Genomic DNA, 24,042 nt, shown 5'->3' with positions numbered 1-24,042 from the left:
TGCACAGCCTTCATTTGCACACGCCAAGGTAGCTGATCACCTCCGGCCCCTCGGCGCGGTGCACCGTGTAGCGGGTCTCGCCAGTGGCCGCGCGGGTGAAGAAATGCCGCTCCTCGATCTCACCGCCCCAAAGCGACATGGTGCTGCCGTCCGAAACCCCGATGAGCTCGACGCCGCGCCCGCCCGAGGAGAGCTGCGCGCGCACCACCATGCTGGTCTCGTCGAGCCCGCCGGAGCTGCCGTTCAGCACCGGCGCGAAATCGGTCTCGCCGCAGGGCGCGGCCTCGCGGCATTCCGTGGCGAAATCGCAGGCCAGCGCGACCTGCCGCTGCACCGGCGCGTCCTGCAGCGACATCTGCGGGCCCTCCTGCGCAAGCGCGGGCGCGGCCATAGCGCAAAGCACCAGAAGCTTCATCGTTCCGCAAATACGCATATCCAGCCCTCTCCGCCGCCGCTCAGCCACCGAGGAAGCTCCGCCGCACGTCGGGATCGACCAGCAGGTCCTTGCCGGTGCCGGTGAAGGCGTTCGCGCCCTGCACCAGCACATAACCCTTGTCGGCGATCTCCAGCGCCTGCCGGGCATTCTGCTCGACCATGAGGATCGGAATGCCGGTGCGCGCCACTTCGAGGATGCGGTCGAAAAGCTCGTCCATGACGATCGGCGAGACGCCCGCCGTGGGCTCGTCGAGCATCAGCACCTTGGGCCGGGTCATCAGCGCGCGGCCCACGGCGACCTGCTGGCGCTGGCCGCCCGAAAGCTCGCCCGCCGCCTGTTTGCGCTTGTCCTTGAGGATCGGGAAGAGGCCATAGATCTGTTCCATGGTCTCGCGGATGTCATCGCGCCGGATGAAGGCGCCCATCTCGAGGTTCTCTTCCACGGTCATCGAGGGGAAGATGTTGCGCACCTGCGGCACGAAGCCCATGCCGCGCCGCACCCGCTCTTGGGGGCTGAGCCCGGTGATGTCCTCGCCGTCGAGCCGCACCGCGCCCGAGCGCAGGTCGAGCATGCCGAAGACCGCCTTCATGGCAGTGGATTTGCCCGCGCCATTGGGGCCGACGATCACCGCGATCTCGCCGCGCTCCACGGCGATGGTGCAGCCGTGCAGAATATCCGCGCCCTTGCCGTAGCCGCCGGTCATCGCGTCGCCGATGAGGAAAGGCCCTTCAGTCTTCCCTACGGCTGCAGCATGACCGCCGCCGCCGCTGACCGGCATAGCCTCTCCCATCCCTGCGGGATTGGTGATCGAGCGGTCCTTGTTGCCGCGATCGTCATAGGTCTCGCCGCTCATGCCGCGCCCGCCTCTTCTTCTCTTTCCAAATACGCCGGGGGAGACGCGCGCAGCGCGGCGGGGGCGAAGCCCCCTCTGTCTTTCACTGCGCGCCTTTGGCGCGCGGAGGCGGAGCCCCCAGCTTTACTCAACAAGCAGATCATCCGCCGATCATCTCCTTGTTCTTCAGTCCGGTGCCCAGATAGGCCTCGATCACTGCCTCATTGGCCTTGATCTCGTCCACCGTGCCCTCGGCCAGCACCTTGCCCTCAGCCATGACGATGACCGGGTCGCACAGGCGCCCGATGAAATCCATGTCGTGCTCGATCATGCAGAACGTATAGCCGCGCTCTTGGTTGAGGCGCAGGATCGCGTCGCCGATGGTATTGAGCAGCGTGCGGTTCACCCCCGCGCCGACCTCGTCGAGAAAGACGATCTTGGCGTCGACCATCATCGTCCGGCCCAGTTCCAGCAGCTTCTTCTGCCCGCCCGAGAGGTTTCCGGCCTTCTCGTCCTTCAGGTGCGAGATGGTCAGGAAGTCGAGCACCTCGTCTGCCTGCTTCAGCAGCGCCGCCTCTTCCTGCGCGATGCGCCCGCGCCCGAAGATGGCGTTCCACAGGCTCTCGCCGGACTGGGTGCCGGGCACCATCATCAGGTTCTCGCGGCAGGTCATCGAGCTGAACTCATGGGCGATCTGGAAGGTGCGCAGCAGGCCCTTGTGAAACAGCTCATGCGGCGGCAGCCCGCTGATGTTCTCGCCATCCATGAAGACATGGCCCGAGGTCGGCGGCAGCGCACCGGCCACGACGTTGAAGAGCGTGGTTTTACCCGCGCCATTGGGGCCGACGAGCCCGGTGATCGAGCCCTTGGCGATCTCGAGGCTGGCCCCGTCAACGGCACGGAAACCGCCGAAGTGGCGGTGGAGGTTTTCGACGCGGATCAAATCTTGGGTCCCCGGAGGTTTGCGTGGGGTTTCTCGTGGCGGGCGTTCGGCGTCCCGCGTTCTGTCCGGCGCATGTTCTCCCGCGCCCTTGCTGGCGGGCGCGCCCGGGATCGCTCCCGGACGCGCCGCTTTGCTTACTTGAAGGAGACGGTCTCGAAGGCGCCGTCTTTGACTTCGTAGTAACGGTAGGTGCCAGCGGCTTCGCCTGCGCCGATCAGCTCGACGTTGGTGGCGCCGACGTAGTCGATGTCGCCGCCTTCGGCGAGGATCTCCAGCGCCTTGCCAAGCTCGCCCGGCAGGATCGGCTCGCCCGGGGCGTTGGCCACGTCGAGGATGTTGGCCGCAACCGCGGCCGACGACGGCTCGCCGCCCTTGGCCATGGCCAGCGCGATCAGCGCCGCCGCATCATAGCTCTCGCGGGTGTAGGTGCTTTCGGCGTTCACACCGGCGGCTTCGGCAACCTCGGCGAATTTATCCGCGCCTTCGCCCTGCGCCCAGGGCACCGAGCCGAAGGACCCGTCGATGTCGCTGCCAAGGTCGGCCAGCAGCGCGTCGGAATACATGCCGTCACCCATGGCGAAAGTGTCGAAGGCCCCGGTGTCGAGCGCGGCTTGGATCATGCCCTTGCCGCCCTGATCGGAATAGCCCAGCACCACCAGCACGTCGCCGCCCGCGGAGGCCAGCGCGCCGACTTCGGCGGAGTAATCAGCCTTGCCGTCTTCATGCGGCGCGGCGAGGGTCACTTCGCCGCCAGCCTCTTTGAAGGCCGCCTCGAAGGCATCGGCAAAGCCTTTGCCGTAGTCGTTGTTGGTGTAGGTCAGCGCCACCGAAGAGATGCCGCGATCCTGCAGGATGCCCGCCAGCACTTCGCCCTGGCGCGCGTCGGAGGGGGCGGTGCGGAAGAAAAGACCGTTGTCTTCGACCGTCGAGAGCGCCGGCGAAGTCGCCGAGGGCGAGATCATCGGCACGCCGTTCGGCACGGCGACGTTCGAGAGCACCGCACCGGTCACGCCCGAGCAGTCGGCGCCCATGATGGCGACGATGCCGTCGGTGGTGACAAGGCGCTCTGCGGCGGCGGTGGCGGCGGCGCTGTCGATGCAGGTGCTGTCTGCGCGCACCGGAACCAGCGTGACGTTCTCGAGGAACTTGCCGCTGTCGTTCACCTCGGTCATTGCCAGTTCGGCACTGTCGGCCATCGCCGGGGTCAGCGACTCGATGGGGCCGGTGTAGCCGAGGATGACGCCGATCTTGGCGTCATCGGCGAAGGCGGCACCGGCGGTGACGAGCGGAAGCGTAGAGGCCAGAAGCCACTTCTTCATGTGGTATCTCCCAGATTGGTTACTTGTTATTCTCGGCGGAGCCTATGCGGGCAAAATGCAAAAGAAAAGGGCGTTCCGCGAGCGATAATTACGTTCTCCCAACGTCAATCACGTTGCCGACAGATCGGCGGTTAAGCGCTGGTCCAAGGTCTTTCGCGCCCCATCTCGTCGGGTCAGGAGGATGTGACCATGCGAGACCGCTTCATCACTTTTTCGAGCACGCTGAGCGTGATGCTTGCCTTGGCGGGCGGACCGGCTTTGGCGCTGGAGACCAGCGCAGGCGAGATGCGGATCACGCCGGTTGTCGACGGGCTCGAGATGCCGTGGGGCTTCGATTTCCTGCCCGGCGGCGGGGTGCTGATCACCGAGAAGGCGGGTGTGCTGCTGCGCGTCAAGGATGGGCGGGCCGAGCGCCTTTCTGGCCTGCCAGAGGTCGCGGACAGCGGTCAGGGCGGGTTGCTCGACGTGCTGGTGCCCGAGGATTTTGCGCAGAGCCGCGAGGTCTTCATGACCTATGCCAAGCCGCAGGAGGATGGCGGCGCGGGCACGGCAGTGCTGCGCGCGGTGCTTCCCGAGGCGGGCACGGCGCTGCAGGACGTGCGGGTGATCTTTGAGATGACGCAGGGCAATTCCAGCGGGCGGCATTTCGGCTCGCGTCTGGTCGAAGGGCCGGACGACACGCTCTTTGTCACCGTAGGCGAGCGGGGCGAGGCGGCGGCGGCGCAGGACCTGTCGCGCCACAATGGATCCGTGCTGCGCATCGGGCGTGACGGCTCTGTCCCGCAGGACAACCCGTTCATCGGCACCGCCGGGGCGCAGGCGGCGATCTGGAGCTTTGGGCATCGCAACCCGCAGGGCGCGGCGATGGATGGCGAAGGGCGGCTGTGGGTGGCCGAGCATGGCGCCAAGGGCGGCGATGAGGTCAATCTGATCGAGCGCGCGGGCAACTACGGCTGGCCGGTGATCTCTTATGGCACGCATTATTCCGGCGCAAAGATCGGCGAGGGCACCGAAAAGCCGGGCATGACGCAGCCGGTGTTCTACTGGGACCCGTCGATTGCGCCCTCGGGCATGGTGTTCCTTGAGGACAGTGCCGTGCCCGCATGGGACGGCGACGCGCTGGTCGGTTCGCTGAAGTTCGATTTCATCTCACGGCTGTCGGGGGAGCCGCTGAGCGAGGTCGAGCGGATCGAAGCGCCGGAGACGGGCCGGGTGCGCGACGTGGATCAGGGGCCGGACGGCGCGATCTGGTTCTTGTCCGAGATCGACGGCACGCTCTACCGGATGACGCCACAGTCGGGGGCGGGCGAGGACGGCTGAGCCGTTAGTCCTCGGCCCGCACCGTGCCTTGGGTGCCGCGCTCGCGGTAGGGCGTGGTCTGGTAATGCGCCCGGTAGCATTTGGAGAAATGCGAGGGGCTGGCAAAACCGCAGGCCAGCGCGACGTTGATCACGCTCATGTCGGTCTGCATCAGCAGGTTGCGCGCCTTCTGCAGACGCAGTTCCATGTAGTAGCGCTTGGGCGAGCGGTTGAGGTAGCGCCGGAACAGCCGTTCAAGCTGGCGGGTGGACATGCCCACTTCCTTGGCCAGCACCGCAGGGCTGATCGGCTCTTCGATATTGGCCTCCATACGGTGGATGACCTGACTGAGCTTGGGGTGGCGCACGCCGATGCGGGTGGGCACCGAAAGCCGCTGACTGTCCTGATCGGTGCGGATCGAGCTGTAGATGATCTGGTCGGCCACGGCATTGGCCAGATCGGCACCGTGATCATCGGCGATGATCTTCAGCATCAGGTCGATCGAGGCGGTGCCGCCCGCCGCCGTCATTCGGTTGCCGTCGATCACATAGATCCGCTTCGACAGTTCGACCTCTTCGAATTCCTCGGCGAAACCGTCGTGGTTCTCCCAGTGAATCGTCGCGCGCTTGCCGTCGAGCAGCCCGGCCTTGGCCAGCGTCCAACTGGCGGTGCACAGCCCGCCGACCGCCTGACAGCGCCGCGCCTCGCGGCGCAGCCAGTTCAGCAGCTTGCGGGAGGTGGCCAGATGCACGTCGATGCCGCCGCAGACCAAGATCGTATCGTCCCGGCCCAGTTCGGGCAATTCGGAGGCAACCTTGAACTCCGGCCCCGCCGAGCAACGCACCGTATCGCCATCGGCACCGGCAAGGCTCCATTCGTAGAGCGTCTGACCTGACATGCGATTGGCGATGCGCAAAGCCTCGATCGCGGCCGAAAAGCTCAGAAGCGTGAATTGCTCCAGCAAAACAAAGGTGAAGCGGCGCGGCTTCTGCAGGCTGGCTGGTGCGGCGGGCACTCGCGGGTCGGGCATCGCGCGGATCCTTGCTGGTTACCTGCTGCGCAGGGGCAGGCGGGGTCACATGGTCAGGAAAGCCAATCTGCGTCAAGACATGTCGTTTTGATGACAGGGGGTTCGCGGGACATTTGCCGCTTCGCTATGCGCAGGGCTATGACGTGGCGTCCTTGACGCTGCGTGTATTAGCTGTGGCATTGCCGCATTTGGTTCGCTATACGCGATCCACGTTTCAAGGAACGTTTACGCTAACGGAGTGTCGTCGGGAGAAAGCCATGACCGAGTGGAGCAAATCGAGCTGGAGAACCAAACCGCGGATTCAGATGCCGGATTATCAAGATCAGGCAGAACTGAACGCTGTCGAGGCTCAGCTTTCGAAGTATCCACCGCTGGTTTTTGCGGGCGAGGCCCGTCGCCTGCGCGAAGAGCTGGGAAAAGCGTCGCGCGGCGAGGCGTTCCTGCTGCAGGGCGGTGACTGCGCTGAAGCCTTCGACCAGTTCTCGGCCAATTCCATCCGCGACACCTTCAAGGTGATGCTGCAGATGGCGATGGTGCTGACCTATGGCGCCAAGGTGCCGGTGGTGAAAGTGGGCCGGATGGCCGGTCAGTTCGCCAAGCCGCGTTCGGCCCCCACGGAAACCGTGGATGGCGTCGAACTGCCGAGCTTCCGCGGCGACATCATCAACGAGCTGGCCTTCACCCCCGAAGCGCGCAAGCCCGATCCGCGCAAGATGCTGCAGGCCTACACGCAGGCGGCGGCGACGCTGAACCTGATCCGCGCCTTCTCGACCGGCGGTTACGCCGATGTGCATCAGGTGCACCAGTGGACGCTCGGCTTCGTCGAGGGCGAGAAAGCCACGCGCTACCGCGACATGGCGAACCGCATCTCGGACACGCTGGACTTCATGAAAGCCGCCGGTGTCGACAGCAACCGGTCGGCGGCGCTGCATCAGGTGAACTTCTACACCAGCCACGAGTTGCTTCTGCTGGAGTATGAAGAGGCGCTGACCCGCATCAACTCGACCTCGGGCAAATGGCTCGCAGGCTCGGGCCACATGATCTGGATCGGCGACCGCACCCGTCAGCCCGATGGCGCGCACGTGGAATTTGCCCGTGGCGTGATGAACCCGATCGGCCTCAAGTGCGGCCCCTCGATGACCACCGAAGATCTCAAGGTGCTGATCGAGAAGCTGAACCCCGAGAACGAAGCGGGCCGCCTGACGCTGATCTCGCGCTTCGGTGCGGGCAATGTGGGCGATCACCTGCCGCGTCTGGTGAAGACCGTGAAGGAAATGGGCGCCAACGTCGTCTGGACCTGCGATCCGATGCACGGCAACACCATCAAGTCGGCCTCGGGCTACAAGACACGCCCGTTCGACTCGGTGCTGCGCGAGGTGCGCGAGTTCTTTGCCGTGCACCGCGACGAGGGCACCGTGCCCGGCGGCGTGCATTTCGAGATGACCGGTCAGGATGTGACCGAATGCACCGGTGGCCTTTACGCCGTGTCCGACGAGAACCTGTCGGACCGCTACCACACCGCTTGCGATCCGCGTCTCAACGCCTCGCAGTCGCTGGAGCTGGCCTTCCTCGTCGCCGAGGAGCTGACCGCGCTGCGCGACAAATCGGCGGATGTTGCCTCGGCCTGAGCCAGTGCATCCTGAGAATTGAGAAAGGCGGTCCTTCGGGGCCGCCTTTTTGCTTTTGGGGACGTGCGGTGACAAATCGCTGCGCGGTTCGGCCAATTTCGGCCCACCCGGAAATTGTGAGAGATCCGGAGCGGCGCCTTCTGCGTAGTCCTTGTAACCCTCAAGGAGATTGCAGATGCTTCGACGCCCATTTCCCCTTACCGCGGTCGGTCTTGCTGCCGCAGCCACGCTTGTCGCTCCAATCGCCGGTCAAGCCGCCGGACAGACAGATGGCGAGATTTTCCGCCCGCTCCCCGCAGAGCAACGCGACCTGCAGGACATGCGCTGGGACAAGCGCCCGGTGCTGCTCTTTGCGCCGTCCGAAAGCGATGAGACCTATAGCCAGCAGATGGCGCTCTTCCGTCAGGCCGAGGCAGAGTTGCGCGACCGCGATATCGTCGTGCTCAGCGACCTGCAGCCGGATCAGCCGAGCCCGCTGCGGCAGGGGTTCTCGCCCGGCGGCTTCAAGCTGGTGCTGGTCGGCAAGGACGGCGGCGTGAAACTGGAGGAAGACGCGGTGCTGTCCCCCAAGCAGCTGTTCGCGGTGATCGACCGGATGCCGATGCGCCGGAACGAGATGAACGACTGACCTGCAAGCAATTGATGCTGCAAGAGAAAGGCGCGGTCCGCAGACCGCGCCTTTCTTGTGTCTGGACGGACCGGAGGCGGCGTCAGGCCGCTTCGGTGTCGCTGGGTTCCTTCGGCTTGCCGAAATCCTTCGGCGACAGAAGTGCAAGCTGGTCGCTGGCCCAATGGTTGGTGTCGCGCTTTTCCACCGCGCTTCGCAGCAGCGCGATCCGGGCGCGGCGCTCTTCCTCGGGCATGTCGATGGCCAGATCGATGGCGAAATCCATGGCGCGGGTCGACCAGGGATTGGTCAGCACCGCCGCGCCGAGCTCCACCGCTGCGCCGGCGAATTCCGAGAGCACCAGCACGCCGTCGCCATCCTTGCGCGAGGCGACATATTCCTTGCAGACAAGGTTCATGCCGTCAGCGAGCGGGGTGATCCACGCCACGTCGGCCACCTGATACCAGGCCACAAGTTCCTCGAAGGGGATGGCGCGCGAGATCAGCGCGCAGGGCTGGAAGGTGAAGCTGCCGAAACGCCCGTTGATCCGGCCCGCGATCTCTTCGAGCTCTTTCTGGATCGGCTCGTAGACGGTCATATTGCGGTTGGCGGGCACCGAGACGTGCAGCAGGCGCACCTGACCGCGCAGGTCCGGGCGGCGCTCCAGCAGGCGCTCGAACGCCAAGAGCTGATCGGCACCGCCCTTGGTGTAATCGGTGCGCCCGACCGACAGCAGCAGCTTGCCGTCGCCGATCTCTGAGCGGAAGCGGGCGGCCAGCTTGTCGGTGTCCTCGCTCTCGGCAAGGCTTTTGATGTAGTCGGTGTTCACGCCCACGGGGGTCACCCCAAGATGCACCACATGCCCGTCGTCGAGGTGAATCTCGGTCGGCACCGTGCGGTCCGACAGCGCCGAGCCTTCCGACATCATGTCTTCGGCGACCTTGGTGCGCGGCACTTGGCCCACGTCGCGCAGGCTTCGCACGCAGCTCAGGAAGTTCGAGGCATAGCGCGGGATGTGAAAGCCCACCACGTCGGCGGCCAGCAGCGAGTCGATGATCTCGCCGCGCCACGGCAGCACGTTGAACATATCTGCCGCCGGGAAGGGCGTGTGGTGATAGAAGGAGATGCGCAGGTCGGGGCGCATCTGGCGCAGGTAGCCGGGCACCAGCCACAGGTTGTAGTCGTGGACCCAGACCGCCGCGCCATGGGCGGCCTCCGAAGCGGCCGCCTCGGCGAAGGCCCAGTTCACCTCGCGGAAGGTCGGCCAGTCGACCGGGTCGTAGTTATACTTTTCCTTGAACCCGTGCAAAATCGGCCAGAACGCCTCTTTCGAGGTGATGTGGTAGAAGCTGCGCACCTGTTCGGCGGTCAGCGGCAGGCGCGAGACGGTGTATTTGCCAAAGCTGTCCTCGATATCCACCACGCGGTCGAAACCGGGGTTCGAGGAATCTCGGCCTCTTTCCATGCCACCCAAGCGGCCTTGTCGACCGAGCCGAAGAAGCTCTTCAGCGTGGGGACGATGCCGTTGGGGCTTTTGTTTTCACGGAACTCGATCTTGCCATTCACCTCAACCTCTTCATAGGGCTGGCGGTGGTAGACGATCACCAGATCACTGGGCATGGGTCAGGCTCCTTTCGGAAGGTCGTGCATTTCGAAGGTCTGGATCGCCTCAATGATTCCCGCGGCGCCGATGCGCTCTGCTTTATGGACATGCGGCAGGTCCTTGACCTCTTTGATCAGGGCGTCCTCGGCGCCGCCCACGGCGACGGCGGGCAGCCCGCATTGCAGCATCGACAGATCGTTGAGCGTGTCGCCCGCGGCAAGCACGCGGCGCTCTTCGATCTTCAGATGCGAGACGAGAAGGCGCAACGACGGCCCTTTGGAAATGCCGCGCGGCAGCACGTCGAAATAGCGGTTGTCCGAGACCAGCGGGTCATGGCCCATCTCGCGCACCTTGTCGTGCGCCGAAGGATCGAAGGCCTCGGCGTCGAGGTCATAGCTGATGCGGTAGCGGAAATCGGTGGGCTGCAGCGTCAGGCCGGGGTGGCCTTCGAGCGCCGCGCGCACCGTGTCACCGGCGTTGCCCCATGTCTCGGCGATCTCTTCTTCGAGCGGCTCGATCGGGTGGATGTCGCCATCCTGCACCTCGGCGATGGTGGTGCCCACGTCGCCGACCACGAATTCGGGCCACGGCACGCCGCCGTCGCAAAGCTCGCGGATGAAGCGCGGGTCGCGGCCGGTGACGAAGATCAGGCCGACCGTGTCGCGGTTCGCCTCGATCCAGTCATAAAGGGTTTTCCGGTCCGCATCGGTGCCGCCAAGGAAGGTGCCGTCGAGATCGGTCGCCAGCACGAAGCGGCAGGTTGCGATGTCTCGGGCCTTCGTGGTGTCGAGGCTCATGCGGGGTCTCCTTCGTGGGGATGCAGTAGCAGGTCGAGGGCGCGGGGTTCGCCCTCGATCGGGGCAGCCCAAAGCTGCTGGAAGGTGGCGGTGAGCGGCGCGCCCTCATGCAGGACGGCATGCACCGCCTCGCAGATCGGCATGCGCACGCCGAGGCGGCGGGCCAGATCGACCACCGAGACGGCGTTCACTTCGCCCTCGACCACGACCGGCTTGCCGTCAAAGCATTCATCGCGCGCCATGCCGCGGCCCAGCTGCGTGCCAAGCGCCATATTGCGCGAGGTGGTGGACGAGCAGGTGAGGGTGAGATCGCCCGCGCCGGCAAGGCCGGTCACCGTCTCGCGGCGGCCGCCAAGCGCTTCGGCAAGGAACTTCATCTCATCCATGCCGCGGGTGATAAGCGCCGCGCGGGTGTTTTCGGCAAAGCCAGCGCCGGTCATCATACCGCAGGCGATGGCGATCACGTTCTTCACCGCGCCGCCAACCTCTACGCCGACCAGATCGTCGGAGATATAGGGGCGGAAGGCGTCGGTCTGCATGGTCAGCGCGAGCCGGGCCGCGGGGGCTTTCTCGGGCTCGATCCGGTCATGGTGCGTGAAGTTGAAGGCCACGGTGGCAGCGGTCGGATGGCCGAGCGCGGTTTCCGTGGCGAAGGTCGGGCCAGAAAGGGCGCCGACGGGATGGCCGGGAAGCTCTTCCTCGACCACATGGCTCAGCAGATAGCCGGTGCCGCGCTCGATGCCCTTGCAGCAGAGCGCGAGGGGCACGCCCTCGGGCAGAAACTCGCGCATCGAGCGGGCGACGTCGCGCAATGTGTGGGAGGGGGTGACCAGCAAAACCGCTTCGGTGTTTTCGAGCGCTTTGCGCAGGTCAGAGGTTGGACGCAGCGTTGCGGGCAGGTCGATGCCGGGCAGGTGGTCCGGGTTCTGGCCGGTGTCGGCCATGGCCTTGGCAAGATCGGGGCGGCGGCCCCAGATGCGTGTCTCGCATCCTGCGCGGGCGGCGGTGGTGGCAAGGGCGGTGCCCCAGCTCCCCATGCCGATCACGGTCAGGCGAGAATAGGGCGTGGCGCGCCGGGGGCCGGTGAGGCTTTCGGGCTGCGCGGGCGGGGTTGGGATGCTCTGTCCGTCCATGACACATGTGGGGCCGCTGCCACGTGGTGGCACCGTCGGCGACCCAGAGGGCTCTCTCCGTTGCTGTTGTCCTGATAACGCTGACTCTAGGTCGATTGTTCCGGGAATAACACCAGTGAACGCGAAATTTTTCTGCGCTTGCGAGGTATTTTCGATGCAACCCGCTGACATAACACGCATGTTTTGATCTGAAATTACTGCCTAAATTTTAATCATGGAACCATTTGGCGGCTCGTGGTGTTCGAGAAAACAAGAGGTTGAGCGTTCCGCCGCTCATCTCCGGGTGCCTCGGATTTGACCTGCGGAAAATTGGCCATACTCTCTTACCCATACGCCGCAGTGCAGCGGGGCTGATTACACAGGCCTTAGCACGGCATTGATATTTTGGCGGTCCGTCACGAGGGCGGATCACCGAGATCAGGTCACTCGAAAGGAGTTCCAGACGTGAGCACGCCCGATATGAAGACCGGCAAATCCAAAGTGAGAACTGCGATTTTCCCCGTTGCCGGACTCGGGACCCGTTTCCTGCCCGCGACCAAGGCAACACCGAAAGAGCTGCTGCCCGTTCTCGACAAGCCGCTGCTGCAGTTCGCCATCGACGAGGCGCGCGCCGCCGGGATCGAGCGGATGATCTTCGTCTCGCACCCCAGCAAGAGCGCCATCGAGCGCTATGTCCATCAGGACAAAGACCTTTGCGACACGCTGCGCGAGCGCGGCAAGCACAAGATCGCCAACTCGTTGCATGAGGCGGCGATCAACCCCGATGAAGAGCAGGTGTTCTTCGTCATGCAGCCCGAGCCGCTTGGCCTTGGTCACGCGGTGCTCTGCGCCGCCGAACATGCGCTGCCGGGTCCGGTGGCGGTGATCCTGCCCGACGATCTGATCGTCAGCGAAAAGGGCTGCCTGTCCGAGATGATCGAAGCCTATGAGACCTCGGAGCCGGGCCACATGGTTGCGACCATGGAAGTGAAGCGCGACGAGGTTTCGGCCTATGGCGTTCTGGTGCCCGAGGGCGAGGCCGAGGGCCAGATGCTGCGCGCGTCCGGCATGGTCGAAAAGCCCGAGGCCGACAAGGCGCCGTCGCTGCAGGCGGTGGTTGGCCGCTACGTGCTCGACGGGTCGATCTTTGCCGATCTCGACGGCCTGCCCGCCGGTCTGGGCGGCGAGATTCAGCTGACCGATGCCATCGCGCTTGGCGCGGAGAAGGTGGGTCTGTGTGGTTTCCGCTTCTCGGGCGACCGTTTCGACTGCGGCTCCAAGGCCGGGATGCTGCGTGCGACGCTGGCCTATGCCGGAACGCAGAAGGAATTCCACCCGGTGCTGCAGGAGCTGCAGCCGATGCCCATCGCGGCAGAGTGATCTTTTCGGACGCAGGTCCGCAAAATCAAAACGCGGCGCTTACGGGCGCCGCGTTTTTCTTATGTCGCGATGGGCTCGCCCAATTGGCTCAATCGTCGTTAGAGACGATCAGGCGCAGGTAGGGCGGACGTTTGCCGCCGGTCTCCTGCGCGGGTTTGAACGGAGCGGGCGTGAAAGGCGCGCCGTCTTCGGCAAGCGCGCGGATCGGCGCGACGGGCGGCTTGGGCAGGCTGACGGGCTTGGTGAGGCTGTGCTCGTCGCGCTTGGCCAAAGCCTCACCCGGCGCATGCATGCTGATGCTTTCTATGCGGAAGCGTCGGGGCGTGCGCCCGACGCGGCCATGGGTCACCAGTGCGCCGATCATCCGGCTGAGATCGCCCATGTCCGAGCGCAACGGCAGAAGCACCATGTCCCCGGTCAGGCGGCTTTTGCCGAAGCCTTCCTCGGCCACAAGCTGCATCCGCACTTCCACGCCGTCGGCGAAGAGTTTGGCAATGGCCGCGCCCAGTTGGTCGCGATCCTCGGGGGCGATCAGAGCCGAGAGCGGCATGCCCGAGGTTTCCATTCCCATAAGCTCGTTGAGATGGGTGCCCGCCACGCGCAGCTTTGCCAGCATCGGGGCAATGCGCTCTCCGAGGAAAGCATATTCCAAGGCGCTTTCGATGCCGCGGGGGTCGATCTGGCTGCGCAGCGGGATCTGCCCGTCGGCGCCGACGAGCCCCTGCCAATAGGCCTCGATCAGCCGCAGCGGCGCGAGACGCCGTTCCTTCTCGTGCTCTGTCATAGACACCACACCCTCGCCGTTACCACCCAACCCGAACATCTGCACTCGCTCCAATGCTAACACTTTTCGCCGGATGCGCGCCCCCGAATGCAGCCGACGTTGATTGGAGATTAAGTTACCTCAAATGCGTCCGGTTTTCGCCCCAATTGTGACCGAAGGGTTAACAGTGCCTTTTAGGGTGCGGCTGGACAGGCTCGGCATGGGCTTGTAGGCCATTGAAAGCGGGCGTCGAATTTTGCCCGGACGCGAATTTGAAAGGGTCTGAAATGCGGCAATCCATGACCGGTTTTGCATCACGCCAAGGAGAAACCGCGGGGCTCCGCTGGAGCTGGGAGTTGCGCGGGGTGAATGGCAAGGGGCTGGAGCTCCGCCTCCGGCTGCCCGACTGGATCGAGGGGCTCGAGCCGCAGGTCCGCGCCGCGGCGCAAAAGGCGCTGGCGCGGGGCAACGTGCAGATCTCGCTCAAGACGCAGGGCAACGGCGAGGAGGCGGCGGCGGAGCTTGATGAGGCGGTGCTGACGCGCGTCCTGACGGCGATGGCGCGGATCGAGGGGGCTGCGGCCGGGCAGGGGCTGGTGCTCTCGCCATCCTCTGCGGCGCAGATTGTGGCCCTGCGCGGCGTGCTGAGCACCTCTGGCGCGCCCGCCGATATCACCCAGTTGCGCGGCGAGATGCTGGCGGCGTTCGGCGAGGCGCTGGAGGAGTTCACCCAGATGCGCCGCACCGAAGGCGCGGCTCTGGCCGCGATCCTGACCGGGCAGCTTGATGAGATCGAGGCTTTGGTGGCGCAGGCCGCCGAGGCGGTCGAGGCGCGTCGGGGCGAGCAGGACGAGCGTCTGCGCGCCCAGTTGCAGCGCGTGATGGAGGGGGTGAGCGGCGTCGATGAGGCGCGCGTCGCGCAGGAACTGGCGGTGATCGCGGTGAAATCCGACGTCACCGAAGAGCTTGACCGCCTGACCGCCCATGTGGCCGCGGCGCGCGAGCTTCTTGCAGCGGAAGGGGCTGTAGGGCGGCGCCTCGACTTTCTGATGCAGGAATTCAACCGCGAGGCGAACACGCTCTGCTCGAAATCCGGCTCCGCCGCCTTGACGCAGGTCGGCCTGACCCTCAAGACGGTCATCGACCAGATGCGCGAGCAAGTGCAGAACGTGGAGTAATATGACTATGAGCGGACGGCGCGGCCTCCTGATCATCCTTTCCTCGCCCTCGGGCGCGGGCAAATCGACCTTGGCCAAGCGTCTGCGGGCGTGGGATCCGTCGATCATCTTTTCGGTCTCGGCGACCACACGGGCGCCGCGGCCCGGCGAGGTGGACGGCGAGGACTACCATTTCATGCCCGAGATCGACTTCAAGAAGGCCGTGTCGAGCGGCAATATGCTCGAACACGCGCATGTCTTCGGCAATTTCTACGGCTCGCCCAAGGGCCCGGTGCGCGAGGCGATCATCGACGGGCAGGACGTGCTGTTCGACATCGACTGGCAGGGCGCGCAGCAGATCACCAACTCCGAGCTTGGCCTGCACACGCTGTCGATCTTCCTGCTGCCGCCGTCGATCGGCGAGCTCAAGCGGCGGCTCGAGGCGCGCGGTCAGGACGGCGCCGATGTCATCGACAAGCGGATGCAGAAAAGCTGGGACGAGATCTCGCACTGGGGCTCGTATGACTTCGTTCTGGTGAACGAGGACCTCGACGAGACCGAGGCGCAGCTCAAGAGCATCATCACCGCCACGCGGCTGCGCCGCACCCAGCAGCCCGGACTGCTGAACCATGTGCGGGCGCTGCAGGCAGAGTTTGAGGAGGGCGACGTATGACAGTTTACGCGTTGGACGGGGTGGCCCCGGAGCTTCACGAAAGCGCCTGGGTCGCGCCCGATGCGAACCTCATCGGCAAAATTGTCATGGAAGAGGGCAGCTCGGTCTGGTTCGGCTGCACGCTGCGCGGCGACAATGAGGAAATCCGCGTGGGCGCAGGCTCGAACGTTCAGGAGAACGTGGTGTGCCACACCGATATGGGTTTCCCGCTGACCATCGGCGCGGGCTGCACCATCGGCCATAAGGCGATGCTGCACGGCTGCACGATCGGCGAGAACTCTCTGATCGGCATGGGGGCGACAATCCTCAACGGCGCGAAGATCGGGCGCAACTGCCTGATCGGTGCCGGGGCGCTGATCCCGGAAGGCAAGGAAATCCCCGATGGCAGCCTTGTGATGGGCATGCCGGGCAAGGTGGTCCGGCAGCTTGACGAGGCGGCGATCGAAGGGCTGCGGAAGTCGGCGCTGAACTACCAAGAAAATGCCCGACGCTTCAGCGCCGGGCTAATCCCTGTCTGATCCGGCGAATGCTGGGTCAGGCGTTGGCGAGTGCGTATTCGACCTTGCTGCTAACTTCGTCCTGAAGACGACGGGTCAGCAGCGGCGTCGGAATGCCGCGAAGCGCCGGTTTGCGGTTCGGTGCGCGCTGGCTTTCCTGCAGGAAGCCAAGAATTTGCTCGGCATGATCACGGTTGCGCGCCACAAGCTTGTGGCCCTTCACCGTCCATTGCCAATAGGCGTCCTCCGGCCAAGAGATCGTCTTCGCCTCGAAGGTCTTGCAGGCCTTGCACCACACCATGCCCCGCTCGTTCAGCCGATACCCTTCGCCGGTCTCACCCGGTTGCAGGAACTTCGGCTTCTTGCAGTCCGGCTGTTGCCACTTGAACTGCTCGGGGAAAAGTTCTTCTACGACAACGCGGCCCCAGACATGCGAATGTTCTGGGACGTCAGGTAGCCGTACGACACAGGTAAACCGGAAAGGCTCGAAGAACTGGGCAGCCTTGCCGCAATCACTACAGCGTACATCGAGAGGATCATTCTGCATCTTCGTCGACGCTCCTGTAAGTTGTAGGTGCCCCCACCTACGTCTTTAGGATGTGTTAAGAATTGGGCTGAAATCAACCTTAATTATTGCAAACTTCCCGTTACACGGGTGTAAAGAGGGCGACAGTAAACAATTCTGACGGACGTTCACGCTTGCTGCAGACGCTTTTGAATTTTCTGTGATTTTGTTTAGTTTTTCGCGTGAATGCGGGGTGATTGTTCCGCCACGGTTCTGCGCGGATTTTTGCCTCAGATTCTCTGTCTTGTCCTGACCGGGGCGCTGTGCAAAGCCTGTGGCCGAATTAAGGAGGCCCCATGGACACCCGCAAGACCCTCATTCGCCCGGTTCCCGTACCCGCATCGGTTTCTTCGGCCGTGGTCACGCCCATCATGCCGGCGGTGGTTTACGCCTCCGACAGCCCGGATTCGCTCGACGATCAGTACAATGGGGTCACCTCCGGCTACACCTATGCGCGCGAAGGTCATCCCAACGCCGACATGCTGGCGCAGCGCATCGACGCGCTTGAGGGGATGGAGGGCGGCATCGTCACCGGATCCGGCATGTCCGCTGTGTCCGCCGTTCTGCTTGGGCTGCTGAGCGCGGGCGATCACGTTCTGGGGGCCGATCAGCTTTATGGCCGGTCGCTGCGGATGATGGCCGAAGACCTGCCGCGCTTGGGCATCGCCACCTCGCTGGCCGATCCGACCGACATCACCGCTTTTGCTGCCGCATTGCGGCCCGAGACAAAGCTGGTGCTGATCGAACTGGTGTCGAACCCGACGCTGCGGATCGCCGACCTCGACGGGATCGCCGCGCTCTGCAAGGAAAAGGGCGTGCTGCTGGCGGTGGACAACACCTTTACCACCCCCGCCGCGATCAAGCCGGTGGAGCGCGGTGCCGATATCGTCATTCATTCGGTGACCAAGCTGCTCGCGGGCCATGCGGATGTGACGCTGGGCTGGGTGGCCGCCAAGGACCCGGAGGTGAACCAGCGCCTGCGCGTCTTCGCCGTGACCGCGGGCCTCACCGCAAGCCCGTTTGATTGCTGGCTGGCCGAGCGCGGGTTGATGACCTTCCCGCTGCGGTTCCGCCAGACGCAGGAGACGGCGCAGCGGCTGTCCGATTTCCTGACCGGCAAGCCGGGCGTGCGCCGCGTGCTCTATCCGGGCCGCGCCGACCATCCCGACGCCGGGCGCGCGCAATCGGTGCTGCGGGGCAATCCGGGCAATATGCTCAGCTTCGAGCTGGACGGCGGGCGGGCCGCGGCCAATGCTTTCACAGAGGCGGCGCAGGGCATCGCCTTCGCGCCGACGCTGGGCGATGTGGGCACCACGCTGTCGCACCCCGCATCCTCGTCGCACCGCGCGCTGACGCCCGAGGGGCGGGCCGCGCTGGGGATCTCCGAGGGCTTCTTCCGCGTCTCGGTGGGTCTTGAGGATCCCGAGGCGCTGCTCGAGGTCTTCGAGAGTGGTCTCAAAGCCGCGCGAGAGGCGCTCTGATGAAGGCCGAGGCGCGCGATCTGATCGACGCCATGCCGCTTCCGGCGGTGCTGATCCGCTGGGACGAGAGGATCGACGCCGCCAACGCCGAAGCGACCGCCTTGCTGGGCGAGGGGCTCGCGGGCCGGCATTTCATCACCGTGCTGCGCCAGCCGGTGCTGCTGGATGCGATCGAGGGCACGTTTCGCGACGGCACACCGCGCAAGACCCGCTACCTGTCGACCGATGGTCGGCAGGACACCGCCTTTGATGTGGCCTGCCGCGCGGTGGCGCTCGAGAAAGGGCCGGGCGTGCTGCTCACCTTCGCCGATGTCACCCATCTGGAGCAGGCCGGGCAGATGCGGCGCGATTTTGTCGCCAACGTCAGCCATGAGCTGCGCACGCCGCTGACCGCTTTGCTGGGGTTCATCGAGACCCTGCGCGGCCCGGCGCGCGAAGATGCGGCGGCGCGCGAGCGCTTTCTGGGGATCATGGAGACCGAGGCCGAACGCATGGAACGGCTCGTGGGCGATCTGCTCTCGCTCAGCCGTCTGGAGGCGGAAGAGCGCGTGCGCCCGACCGAGCCGCTTGATCTGCCGGAGCTTATGGGCTCGGTGCTGAACGGGCTGGCGCCGCTGGCCGAAGAGGCCGGTGTCAGCTTGGTCCGCGATCTGCCCGAGGGGCCGCTGGAGGTAGTTGGTGATTCCGATCAGCTGCGGCAGGTCATGGTCAATCTGGTTGAAAACGCGGTGAAATATTCCGGGCGCGGCGCGCAGGTGACGGTGCGCCTGTCGCCGCCGACCTATCAGCCGCGCCTGCGGGCTGAGGGGGTCGAGATCGAGGTGATCGACACCGGTCCGGGCTTTGATCCGCTGCATATCCCGCGCCTGACCGAACGGTTCTACCGGGTCGACAGTCACCGCTCGCGCGAGATGGGCGGCACCGGGCTGGGCCTCGCCATCGTCAAGCATATCGTGAACCGCCACCGCGGGCGGCTGCGGATCGAAAGCACGCCGGGCAAGGGCAGCACCTTCCGGGTGATCCTGCCGCTGCGCGCCACCGCCGCTCGTTCGGATGGTGCCTAGGAAACCCTAGGCTTCAGCGAGAGCGCGGCAATCGCCGCCAGCGCTTTCTCGGGATCGGGGTCTTTGCCAAGGGTTCGTTCCGCCCAGTCCTGATGCGCCCCGACGATCCTGAGCGGGAAGCGGTCCAGCCCCAGAACCTTGGCGACGCAGAAGCGATGGTTGCCCGAGCCAGCCTTCAGGATATCACCCTGCGGGCCGATGACCGCGGTGCTGGCATAGCCTTCGTCACCGCAGCGGTAGCCCTCACGCTCGAGGCTCTCGATCAACGGCAGAACATAGCTGGCAAAGAAGGCGCGAATCTCCGGCTCGCTATGCATCTCGATGGTCTTGTGGCGCGCGCAGCCGGTCTGTTCGAGGTCTGCCAGCAAGTCCCGGTACCACGCGCTTTGCCCGACATCGCCGCGATGCCGGACGACATCGGCCACACGGATGTAGCGCGGTGTCTCGGCGACAGGTCGCGGGGTCGCAAAATCGGCGCGTGGAATCACGAAGGGCTCGCGGTGTTTTATGAACGGACGCAGCATGGCGACGACCGGCGCGGGCAATCTGCGCGACAAATGGCGCAGCTTTCTTTTGCCGACCGGCCATTTGCTGCCAACAGCCAGATCGACGGTGCGCGGGTCGACCCAAATCACGGCCCGGTCCCCGGAGCCGTGAAGAAAATACCTTTGCATCAACGGCATAGTGCGCGTCTCCCTGCGGGTCAGGGGGTGGTGTTAGGCAGCGTTTGCACCCGTATGGGTGGCATTCGTGATCTATTTTTCGCACATCTGTTTAGTGGGTCGCTCAATAAAATGGCCCAATTCGGACGGTGTCATAAAAGCGTTACATAGGTGTCACAAAAGCATAGCGAACGTTGCCTAGGCACCGCTTCAAGTTCCCCGACCGGGGGACGGGTTCTGACCAAACAGGAGCATTCATATGCAATCCGTCAAACTCGCCGTTTCGGCACTCGCGCTCGCCGCTGCTTCGGCCACCGCTGCTGCCGCACGTGACAACGTGCAAATTGCTGGCTCGTCGACCGTGCTGCCCTACGCCTCGATCGTCGCCGAAGCTTTCGGCGAGAACTTCGACTTCCCGACCCCCGTCGTGGAATCGGGCGGCTCCTCGGCTGGCCTGAAGCGTTTCTGCGAAGGCGTTGGCGAGAACACCATCGACATCGCGAACGCCTCGCGCGCCATCCGCGAAAAAGAGATCAAAGCCTGTGCCGACGCTGGCGTGACCGACATCATCCAGGTCCGCATCGGCTATGACGGCATCGTCTTCGCGTCGCAGAAAGACGGCCCCGAGTTCACCGCGTTCGAGCCGGCTGACTGGTACAACGCGCTGGCACCGAAAGTCGTCGTCGATGGCGAGCTGGTCGACAACCCCTACACCAAATGGTCGGAATTCAACGCCGATCTGCCGGACGTCGAGATCGCTGCCTTCATCCCGGGCACCAAGCACGGCACCCGCGAAGTCTTTGAAGAGAAGGTTCTGGCGGCTGGCTGCGAGACCACCGGCGCTCTGGAAGCCATGGTCGCTTCGGGCATGTCGGAAGACGACGCTGAAGACGCCTGCATCGCGGTCCGCACCGACGGCAAGTCGGTCGACATCGACGGCGACTACACCGAGACCCTGGCCCGCATCGACAGCAACGCAAACGGCGTTGGCGTCTTCGGTCTCGCGTTCTACGAGAACAACACCGACAAGCTCAAAGTCGCGACCATGTCCGGCATCGAGCCGTCGACCGAGACCATCGCGTCGGGTGAATACCCGGTGTCGCGTCCGCTGTTCTTCTACATCAAGAAGGCCCACATCGGTGTGATCCCCGGCCTGAAAGAATTCGCAGAGTTCTTCGTTGCTGACGAGATCGCTGGCCCCGATGGCCCGCTTGCCAACTACGGCCTCGTGTCCGACCCCGAGCTGAGCGCGACTCAGGCCATGGTCGCCGACGAGGGAACCATGTAAGCGGACGTCAGTCTGTTGGGCGGAGGGCAGCTTCGCGCTGCCCTCCGTTTTGCTTTTTGGTGATCTCTCACCGGAATAACTTGGGGGCCCAATGCCTGTTCTTTGGCTGATCCTGATCGTTCTCGCGCTGGCCGTCGCGGGATATTTCGCCGGGCGCGCACGCGCCATTTCCAGCGCCGGCGACGACCGACGCGGCCTTCATTCGCTGCCGAATTATTATGGCTGGAACGTCGCGATCAAAGCGATGGCCCCGGCCTTCCTCGTTCTGATCATCTGGCTGGTCGCCCAGCCGTTCGTGGTCAACAGCAAGGCCACCGGCCTGCTCGACGCTGCCGCCATCCCCGAAGGATCCACGCTGGGTCTGGTGATGTCGGATGTGCGCCGCGTGGCTGACGGGCTCGACCTCGCTGTCGAGCAGGGGCTGCTGACCGCTGGTGAGGCCTCGGACCTGAGCACGTCGGGCACCGACGTTCGCGGCATTCTCGGCAGCGCCGGTGTTGCCGTCGGCTCGGACATCACGCCCGAGGTGCTGGACGCCGCGCAAAGCTATCGCACCAGCAACGCGACCGGCGATCTGCTGCGCGCCATCGTGGTGCTTGGCCTCGCGCTGGCTGGCGGCGCATGGGCGCTGGCGCAGACCAACAAGGATTTCCGCGCGCGCAACTCGGTCGAGCATGCGATCCGCGCGATCCTGATCGGTGCAGCGTCCATCGCGATCCTGACCACCATCGGCATCGTGCTGTCGCTGGTCTTCAATACCGTCGAGTTCTTCCGCATCTACCCGGCGTCGGAATTCTTTGGCTCCTTCACATGGTCGCCCAGCTTCGGCGGCGGCTCGCAGCTTGGCATCTGGCCGCTGCTTTGGGGCACGCTTTATATCTCGCTGATCGCGCTGCTGGTGTCGGTGCCGATCGGGCTGTTTGCCGCCGTCTACCTGTCGGAATACGCCGGGCCGAAGTTCCGCTCGGTGGCCAAACCCGCGCTGGAGCTCTTGGCCGGTATCCCGACCATCGTCTACGGTCTCTTCGCGCTGCTGACGGTCGGCCCGCTGCTGCTGTCGGTCTTTGGCCGCGACGGGCTGAACTGGATGCAGGCGGGCACCGCCGTGATGACCGCCGGCCTCGTGATGGGCATCATGCTGATCCCCTTCGTCAGCTCGCTGTCGGATGACATCATCAACGCCGTGCCGCAATCGCTGCGCGACGGGTCTTACGGGCTTGGCGCAACCCAGTCCGAGACCATCAAGCAGGTGATCCTGCCCGCCGCGCTGCCCGGCATCGTCGGCGCGATCCTTCTCGCGGCCTCGCGCGCCATCGGCGAGACGATGATTGTGGTGATGGGGGCAGGGGCCGCGGCCCGGCTGTCGCTCAACCCGTTCGATGCGATGACCACCGTCACCGCCAAGATCGTCAGCCAGCTGACCGGCGACGCGGATTTCGCCTCGCCCGAAGCGCTGGTGGCCTTCGCCCTCGGCATGACGCTCTTCGTCATGACCTTGGCGCTCAACGTCTTCGCGCTCTACATCGTGCGCAAATACCGGGAGCAGTACGACTGATGTCCGACGCAACCTATTCCGGCGACGCGCCCAAGTCCCACGGGCTGCTGACCGTCGATCCCCGCACCAAGAAACGCAACGCCTCCGAGAAACGCTTTCGCACCTATGGCCTCGCCGCCATCGGCGCCGGTGTGTTCTTTCTCGCGGTGCTGCTGATCGCCATCGTCAGCAACGGCATCGGCGCGTTCCAGCAGACCTTCATCGAGGTGCCGGTCTATCTCGAAGAAGCCAAGCTCGACAAAAACGGCAACCGCGATCCGGTGGAAATGCAGAAGGTCTCGACCTTTGGCTACAACCCGCTGATCCAGAACTCGCTGTGGAAAGTCGTCGTCGACAGCGGCGCCGAGACGCCCTTTGAGGAAGCCAAGGACGTCAAGGAGATGATCTCTGCCTCGGCTGCGGCCAAGGTGCGCGACTGGGTGCTGGCAAACCCCGAGCGGGTTGGCGAAACGGTCGATTTCCAGATCCTCGCGTCGAGCCGCGTCGACGGCTACCTCAAGGGCCGCGTCAGCCGCGAGAGCATCGCGCAGGACAAGAACATCGACGCCGAGCATCTCGATCTGGTCGACGCGCTGCGCGCGCAGGGCGTGGTCCACAAGGGCTTCAACTGGGAGTTCATCACCGGCGCCGACGCCTCGGAAAGCCGCGCCGAACAGGCCGGTCTGGGTGTGTCGATGCTGGGCTCGCTCTTCATGATGATCACCGTGCTGCTGCTGGCGCTGCCGATTGGCGTCGCGGCCTCGATCTACCTCGAAGAGTTCGCGCCGCAGAACAAGTTCACCGACTTCATCGAGGTGAACATCTCCAACCTTGCCGCCGTGCCCTCGATCGTCTTCGGTATCCTCGGCCTCGCGGCCTTCATCCAGTTCGCGCATCTGCCGCAGTCGGCACCGCTTGTGGGCGGCCTGACGCTGACGCTGATGACGCTGCCGACCATCGTGATCTCGACCCGCGCCGCGCTGAAGGCGGTGCCGCCGTCGATCCGCGATGCAGCGCTGGGGGTTGGTGCCTCGAAAATGCAAGCGACCTTCCACCACGTGCTGCCGCTGGCCATGCCCGGAATCCTGACCGGCACCATCATCGGCCTTGCCCAAGCACTCGGCGAAACCGCGCCGCTGCTGCTGATCGGCATGGTCGGCTATATCGCCACCAACTATCCCGAGGGGGTCTTTTCGGGCTTCCTGTCGCCGAACTCGGCCATGCCCGCCCAGATCTACGAATGGGCTAAGCGCGCCGACCCTGCCTACTACGAGCGTGCCTGGGGCGGGATCATCATCCTGCTGGTGTTCCTGCTGGCCATGAACCTGCTCGCCATCGTGCTGCGCCGCAAGTTCGAGCGCCGCTGGTAAGC

22 protein-coding genes and 1 pseudogene are annotated in these 24,042 nt (G+C 64.8%); 12 read left to right on the top strand and 11 right to left on the bottom strand.

Translation table 11 applies throughout. From position 1 onward, the window contains the following. Positions 1-10: 10 nt before the first annotated feature. From ACXAD2_RS18550 to ACXAD2_RS18535, 4 genes are all read right to left on the bottom strand, one after another. Entirely contained in the window at positions 11-433 is a 423-nt protein-coding gene (locus ACXAD2_RS18550; protein WP_164179536.1) for a hypothetical protein, read from the bottom strand. 22 nt (positions 434-455) lie between these two features. After that, the gene (locus ACXAD2_RS18545; RefSeq protein ID WP_475172794.1) at positions 456-1,289 is read right to left on the bottom strand and encodes an ABC transporter ATP-binding protein; all 834 of its coding nucleotides are present in this window, start codon (positions 1,287-1,289) and stop codon (positions 456-458) included. 139 nt (positions 1,290-1,428) lie between these two features. After that, a complete protein-coding gene (locus ACXAD2_RS18540) occupies positions 1,429-2,211 on the bottom strand; it encodes an ABC transporter ATP-binding protein (RefSeq protein WP_475172790.1) in 783 nt (260 codons plus the stop codon). A 134-nt stretch (positions 2,212-2,345) separates the two neighbouring features. After that, on the bottom strand, positions 2,346-3,530 hold the full coding sequence (locus ACXAD2_RS18535; protein ID WP_066100022.1) for an ABC transporter substrate-binding protein: 1,185 nt from the start codon (positions 3,528-3,530) through the stop codon (positions 2,346-2,348). Between the two features lie 189 nt (positions 3,531-3,719). Here ACXAD2_RS18535 and ACXAD2_RS18530 point away from each other — a divergent pair, with 189 nt between their 5' ends. Further along, entirely contained in the window at positions 3,720-4,850 is a 1,131-nt protein-coding gene (locus ACXAD2_RS18530; RefSeq protein ID WP_475172784.1) for a PQQ-dependent sugar dehydrogenase, read from the top strand. Between the two features lie 4 nt (positions 4,851-4,854). On the opposite strand, the gene ACXAD2_RS18525 is transcribed toward ACXAD2_RS18530, so the two are convergent. Further along, positions 4,855-5,859 carry a GlxA family transcriptional regulator gene (locus tag ACXAD2_RS18525; protein WP_066100016.1) on the bottom strand — a complete coding sequence of 335 codons (1,005 nt, stop codon included), beginning with the start codon at positions 5,857-5,859 and terminating at the stop codon, positions 4,855-4,857. Positions 5,860-6,116: 257 nt separating this feature from the next. Between ACXAD2_RS18525 and ACXAD2_RS18520 the strand changes: the two genes are divergently transcribed. Both ACXAD2_RS18520 and ACXAD2_RS18515 read left to right on the top strand, forming a co-directional pair. Further along, on the top strand, positions 6,117-7,487 hold the full coding sequence (locus ACXAD2_RS18520; protein ID WP_475172780.1) for a class II 3-deoxy-7-phosphoheptulonate synthase: 1,371 nt from the start codon (positions 6,117-6,119) through the stop codon (positions 7,485-7,487). A 175-nt stretch (positions 7,488-7,662) separates the two neighbouring features. Next, on the top strand, positions 7,663-8,115 hold the full coding sequence (locus ACXAD2_RS18515) for a DUF4174 domain-containing protein (protein ID WP_475172777.1): 453 nt from the start codon (positions 7,663-7,665) through the stop codon (positions 8,113-8,115). Positions 8,116-8,197: 82 nt separating this feature from the next. Here ACXAD2_RS18515 and ggpS read toward each other — a convergent pair. From ggpS to ACXAD2_RS18500, 3 genes and pseudogenes are all read right to left on the bottom strand, one after another. Next, positions 8,198-9,714, bottom strand: a pseudogene (ggpS, locus tag ACXAD2_RS18510) (glucosylglycerol-phosphate synthase). Between the two features lie 3 nt (positions 9,715-9,717). Beyond that, on the bottom strand, positions 9,718-10,494 hold the full coding sequence (locus tag ACXAD2_RS18505; RefSeq protein WP_475172772.1) for an HAD-IIB family hydrolase: 777 nt from the start codon (positions 10,492-10,494) through the stop codon (positions 9,718-9,720). Beyond that, positions 10,491-11,627 carry an NAD(P)H-dependent glycerol-3-phosphate dehydrogenase gene (locus ACXAD2_RS18500; RefSeq protein ID WP_475172770.1) on the bottom strand — a complete coding sequence of 379 codons (1,137 nt, stop codon included), beginning with the start codon at positions 11,625-11,627 and terminating at the stop codon, positions 10,491-10,493. Before ACXAD2_RS18500 ends, ACXAD2_RS18505 begins: the two co-directional genes overlap by 4 nt. A gap of 444 nt (positions 11,628-12,071) precedes the next feature. Between ACXAD2_RS18500 and ACXAD2_RS18495 the strand changes: the two genes are divergently transcribed. Beyond that, entirely contained in the window at positions 12,072-12,986 is a 915-nt protein-coding gene (locus ACXAD2_RS18495; RefSeq protein ID WP_475172768.1) for a UTP--glucose-1-phosphate uridylyltransferase, read from the top strand. A gap of 88 nt (positions 12,987-13,074) precedes the next feature. On the opposite strand, the gene ACXAD2_RS18490 is transcribed toward ACXAD2_RS18495, so the two are convergent. Continuing rightward, positions 13,075-13,770, bottom strand: coding sequence for a PAS domain-containing protein (locus tag ACXAD2_RS18490; protein WP_475172765.1), 696 nt, complete (start codon positions 13,768-13,770; stop codon positions 13,075-13,077). A 266-nt stretch (positions 13,771-14,036) separates the two neighbouring features. Between ACXAD2_RS18490 and ACXAD2_RS18485 the strand changes: the two genes are divergently transcribed. The 3 genes from ACXAD2_RS18485 to ACXAD2_RS18475 are packed head-to-tail and all read left to right on the top strand — an operon-like array spanning position 14,037 to position 16,097. Then, on the top strand, positions 14,037-14,927 hold the full coding sequence (locus ACXAD2_RS18485; protein WP_475172763.1) for a YicC/YloC family endoribonuclease: 891 nt from the start codon (positions 14,037-14,039) through the stop codon (positions 14,925-14,927). A 7-nt stretch (positions 14,928-14,934) separates the two neighbouring features. Further along, positions 14,935-15,579: a guanylate kinase gene (gmk, locus tag ACXAD2_RS18480; RefSeq protein WP_066106482.1), complete on the top strand. Its 645-nt coding sequence runs from the start codon at positions 14,935-14,937 to the stop codon at positions 15,577-15,579. Then, entirely contained in the window at positions 15,576-16,097 is a 522-nt protein-coding gene (locus tag ACXAD2_RS18475) for a gamma carbonic anhydrase family protein (RefSeq protein WP_066099990.1), read from the top strand. The genes gmk and ACXAD2_RS18475 overlap by 4 nt, the downstream gene beginning before the upstream one ends. A 16-nt stretch (positions 16,098-16,113) precedes the next feature. On the opposite strand, the gene ACXAD2_RS18470 is transcribed toward ACXAD2_RS18475, so the two are convergent. Then, positions 16,114-16,623 (bottom strand): hypothetical protein, encoded by a 510-nt coding sequence (locus ACXAD2_RS18470; RefSeq protein WP_193789499.1) that lies wholly within the window; start codon positions 16,621-16,623, stop codon positions 16,114-16,116. A gap of 314 nt (positions 16,624-16,937) precedes the next feature. Here ACXAD2_RS18470 and ACXAD2_RS18465 point away from each other — a divergent pair, with 314 nt between their 5' ends. Together ACXAD2_RS18465 and ACXAD2_RS18460 are read left to right on the top strand one after the other, a co-directional pair. Further along, positions 16,938-18,122 carry a trans-sulfuration enzyme family protein gene (locus ACXAD2_RS18465; RefSeq protein WP_066099983.1) on the top strand — a complete coding sequence of 395 codons (1,185 nt, stop codon included), beginning with the start codon at positions 16,938-16,940 and terminating at the stop codon, positions 18,120-18,122. Beyond that, positions 18,122-19,186, top strand: a complete 1,065-nt coding sequence (locus tag ACXAD2_RS18460; RefSeq protein ID WP_475172758.1) for an ATP-binding protein — start codon at positions 18,122-18,124, stop codon at positions 19,184-19,186. Before ACXAD2_RS18465 ends, ACXAD2_RS18460 begins: the two co-directional genes overlap by 1 nt. Here the strand turns inward: ACXAD2_RS18460 and ACXAD2_RS18455 are convergent. Further along, complete coding sequence (locus ACXAD2_RS18455; protein ID WP_475172754.1) at positions 19,183-19,821, bottom strand: hypothetical protein; 639 nt, start codon at positions 19,819-19,821, stop codon at positions 19,183-19,185. The two genes, ACXAD2_RS18460 and ACXAD2_RS18455, sit on opposite strands and share 4 nt — an antisense overlap. Before the next feature lie 286 nt (positions 19,822-20,107). Here ACXAD2_RS18455 and ACXAD2_RS18450 point away from each other — a divergent pair, with 286 nt between their 5' ends. From ACXAD2_RS18450 to pstA, 3 genes are all read left to right on the top strand, one after another. Beyond that, on the top strand, positions 20,108-21,136 hold the full coding sequence (locus ACXAD2_RS18450) for a substrate-binding domain-containing protein (RefSeq protein ID WP_475172750.1): 1,029 nt from the start codon (positions 20,108-20,110) through the stop codon (positions 21,134-21,136). 91 nt (positions 21,137-21,227) lie between these two features. Then, positions 21,228-22,691, top strand: a complete 1,464-nt coding sequence (gene pstC, locus ACXAD2_RS18445) for a phosphate ABC transporter permease subunit PstC (RefSeq protein ID WP_475172745.1) — start codon at positions 21,228-21,230, stop codon at positions 22,689-22,691. Further along, entirely contained in the window at positions 22,691-24,040 is a 1,350-nt protein-coding gene (pstA, locus tag ACXAD2_RS18440) for a phosphate ABC transporter permease PstA (protein WP_475172743.1), read from the top strand. Before pstC ends, pstA begins: the two co-directional genes overlap by 1 nt. The last annotated feature ends 2 nt before the right edge of the window (positions 24,041-24,042 follow it).

Source organism: Salipiger sp. ABN3_019, assembly GCF_056158605.1.
The sequence above is the reverse complement of the archived record's forward strand: the minus strand, read 5'-3'. Positions and strand labels throughout refer to the sequence as shown.

Coding starts and splice junctions, on each gene's coding strand:
- ACXAD2_RS18490 (WP_475172765.1), bottom strand. CDS start 13,770: ATGACAGAGCACGAGAAGGAACGGCGTCTCGCGCCGCTGCGGCTGATC.
- ACXAD2_RS18550 (WP_164179536.1), bottom strand. CDS start 433: ATGCGTATTTGCGGAACGATGAAGCTTCTGGTGCTTTGCGCTATGGCC.
- ACXAD2_RS18485 (WP_475172763.1), top strand. CDS start 14,037: ATGCGGCAATCCATGACCGGTTTTGCATCACGCCAAGGAGAAACCGCG.
- ACXAD2_RS18535 (WP_066100022.1), bottom strand. CDS start 3,530: ATGAAGAAGTGGCTTCTGGCCTCTACGCTTCCGCTCGTCACCGCCGGT.
- ACXAD2_RS18520 (WP_475172780.1), top strand. CDS start 6,117: ATGACCGAGTGGAGCAAATCGAGCTGGAGAACCAAACCGCGGATTCAG.
- ACXAD2_RS18505 (WP_475172772.1), bottom strand. CDS start 10,494: ATGAGCCTCGACACCACGAAGGCCCGAGACATCGCAACCTGCCGCTTC.
- ACXAD2_RS18465 (WP_066099983.1), top strand. CDS start 16,938: ATGGACACCCGCAAGACCCTCATTCGCCCGGTTCCCGTACCCGCATCG.
- ACXAD2_RS18475 (WP_066099990.1), top strand. CDS start 15,576: ATGACAGTTTACGCGTTGGACGGGGTGGCCCCGGAGCTTCACGAAAGC.
- ACXAD2_RS18500 (WP_475172770.1), bottom strand. CDS start 11,627: ATGGACGGACAGAGCATCCCAACCCCGCCCGCGCAGCCCGAAAGCCTC.
- ACXAD2_RS18470 (WP_193789499.1), bottom strand. CDS start 16,623: ATGCAGAATGATCCTCTCGATGTACGCTGTAGTGATTGCGGCAAGGCT.
- gmk (WP_066106482.1), top strand. CDS start 14,935: ATGAGCGGACGGCGCGGCCTCCTGATCATCCTTTCCTCGCCCTCGGGC.
- pstA (WP_475172743.1), top strand. CDS start 22,691: ATGTCCGACGCAACCTATTCCGGCGACGCGCCCAAGTCCCACGGGCTG.
- ACXAD2_RS18525 (WP_066100016.1), bottom strand. CDS start 5,859: ATGCCCGACCCGCGAGTGCCCGCCGCACCAGCCAGCCTGCAGAAGCCG.
- ACXAD2_RS18545 (WP_475172794.1), bottom strand. CDS start 1,289: ATGAGCGGCGAGACCTATGACGATCGCGGCAACAAGGACCGCTCGATC.
- ACXAD2_RS18460 (WP_475172758.1), top strand. CDS start 18,122: ATGAAGGCCGAGGCGCGCGATCTGATCGACGCCATGCCGCTTCCGGCG.
- pstC (WP_475172745.1), top strand. CDS start 21,228: ATGCCTGTTCTTTGGCTGATCCTGATCGTTCTCGCGCTGGCCGTCGCG.
- ACXAD2_RS18515 (WP_475172777.1), top strand. CDS start 7,663: ATGCTTCGACGCCCATTTCCCCTTACCGCGGTCGGTCTTGCTGCCGCA.
- ACXAD2_RS18450 (WP_475172750.1), top strand. CDS start 20,108: ATGCAATCCGTCAAACTCGCCGTTTCGGCACTCGCGCTCGCCGCTGCT.
- ACXAD2_RS18530 (WP_475172784.1), top strand. CDS start 3,720: ATGCGAGACCGCTTCATCACTTTTTCGAGCACGCTGAGCGTGATGCTT.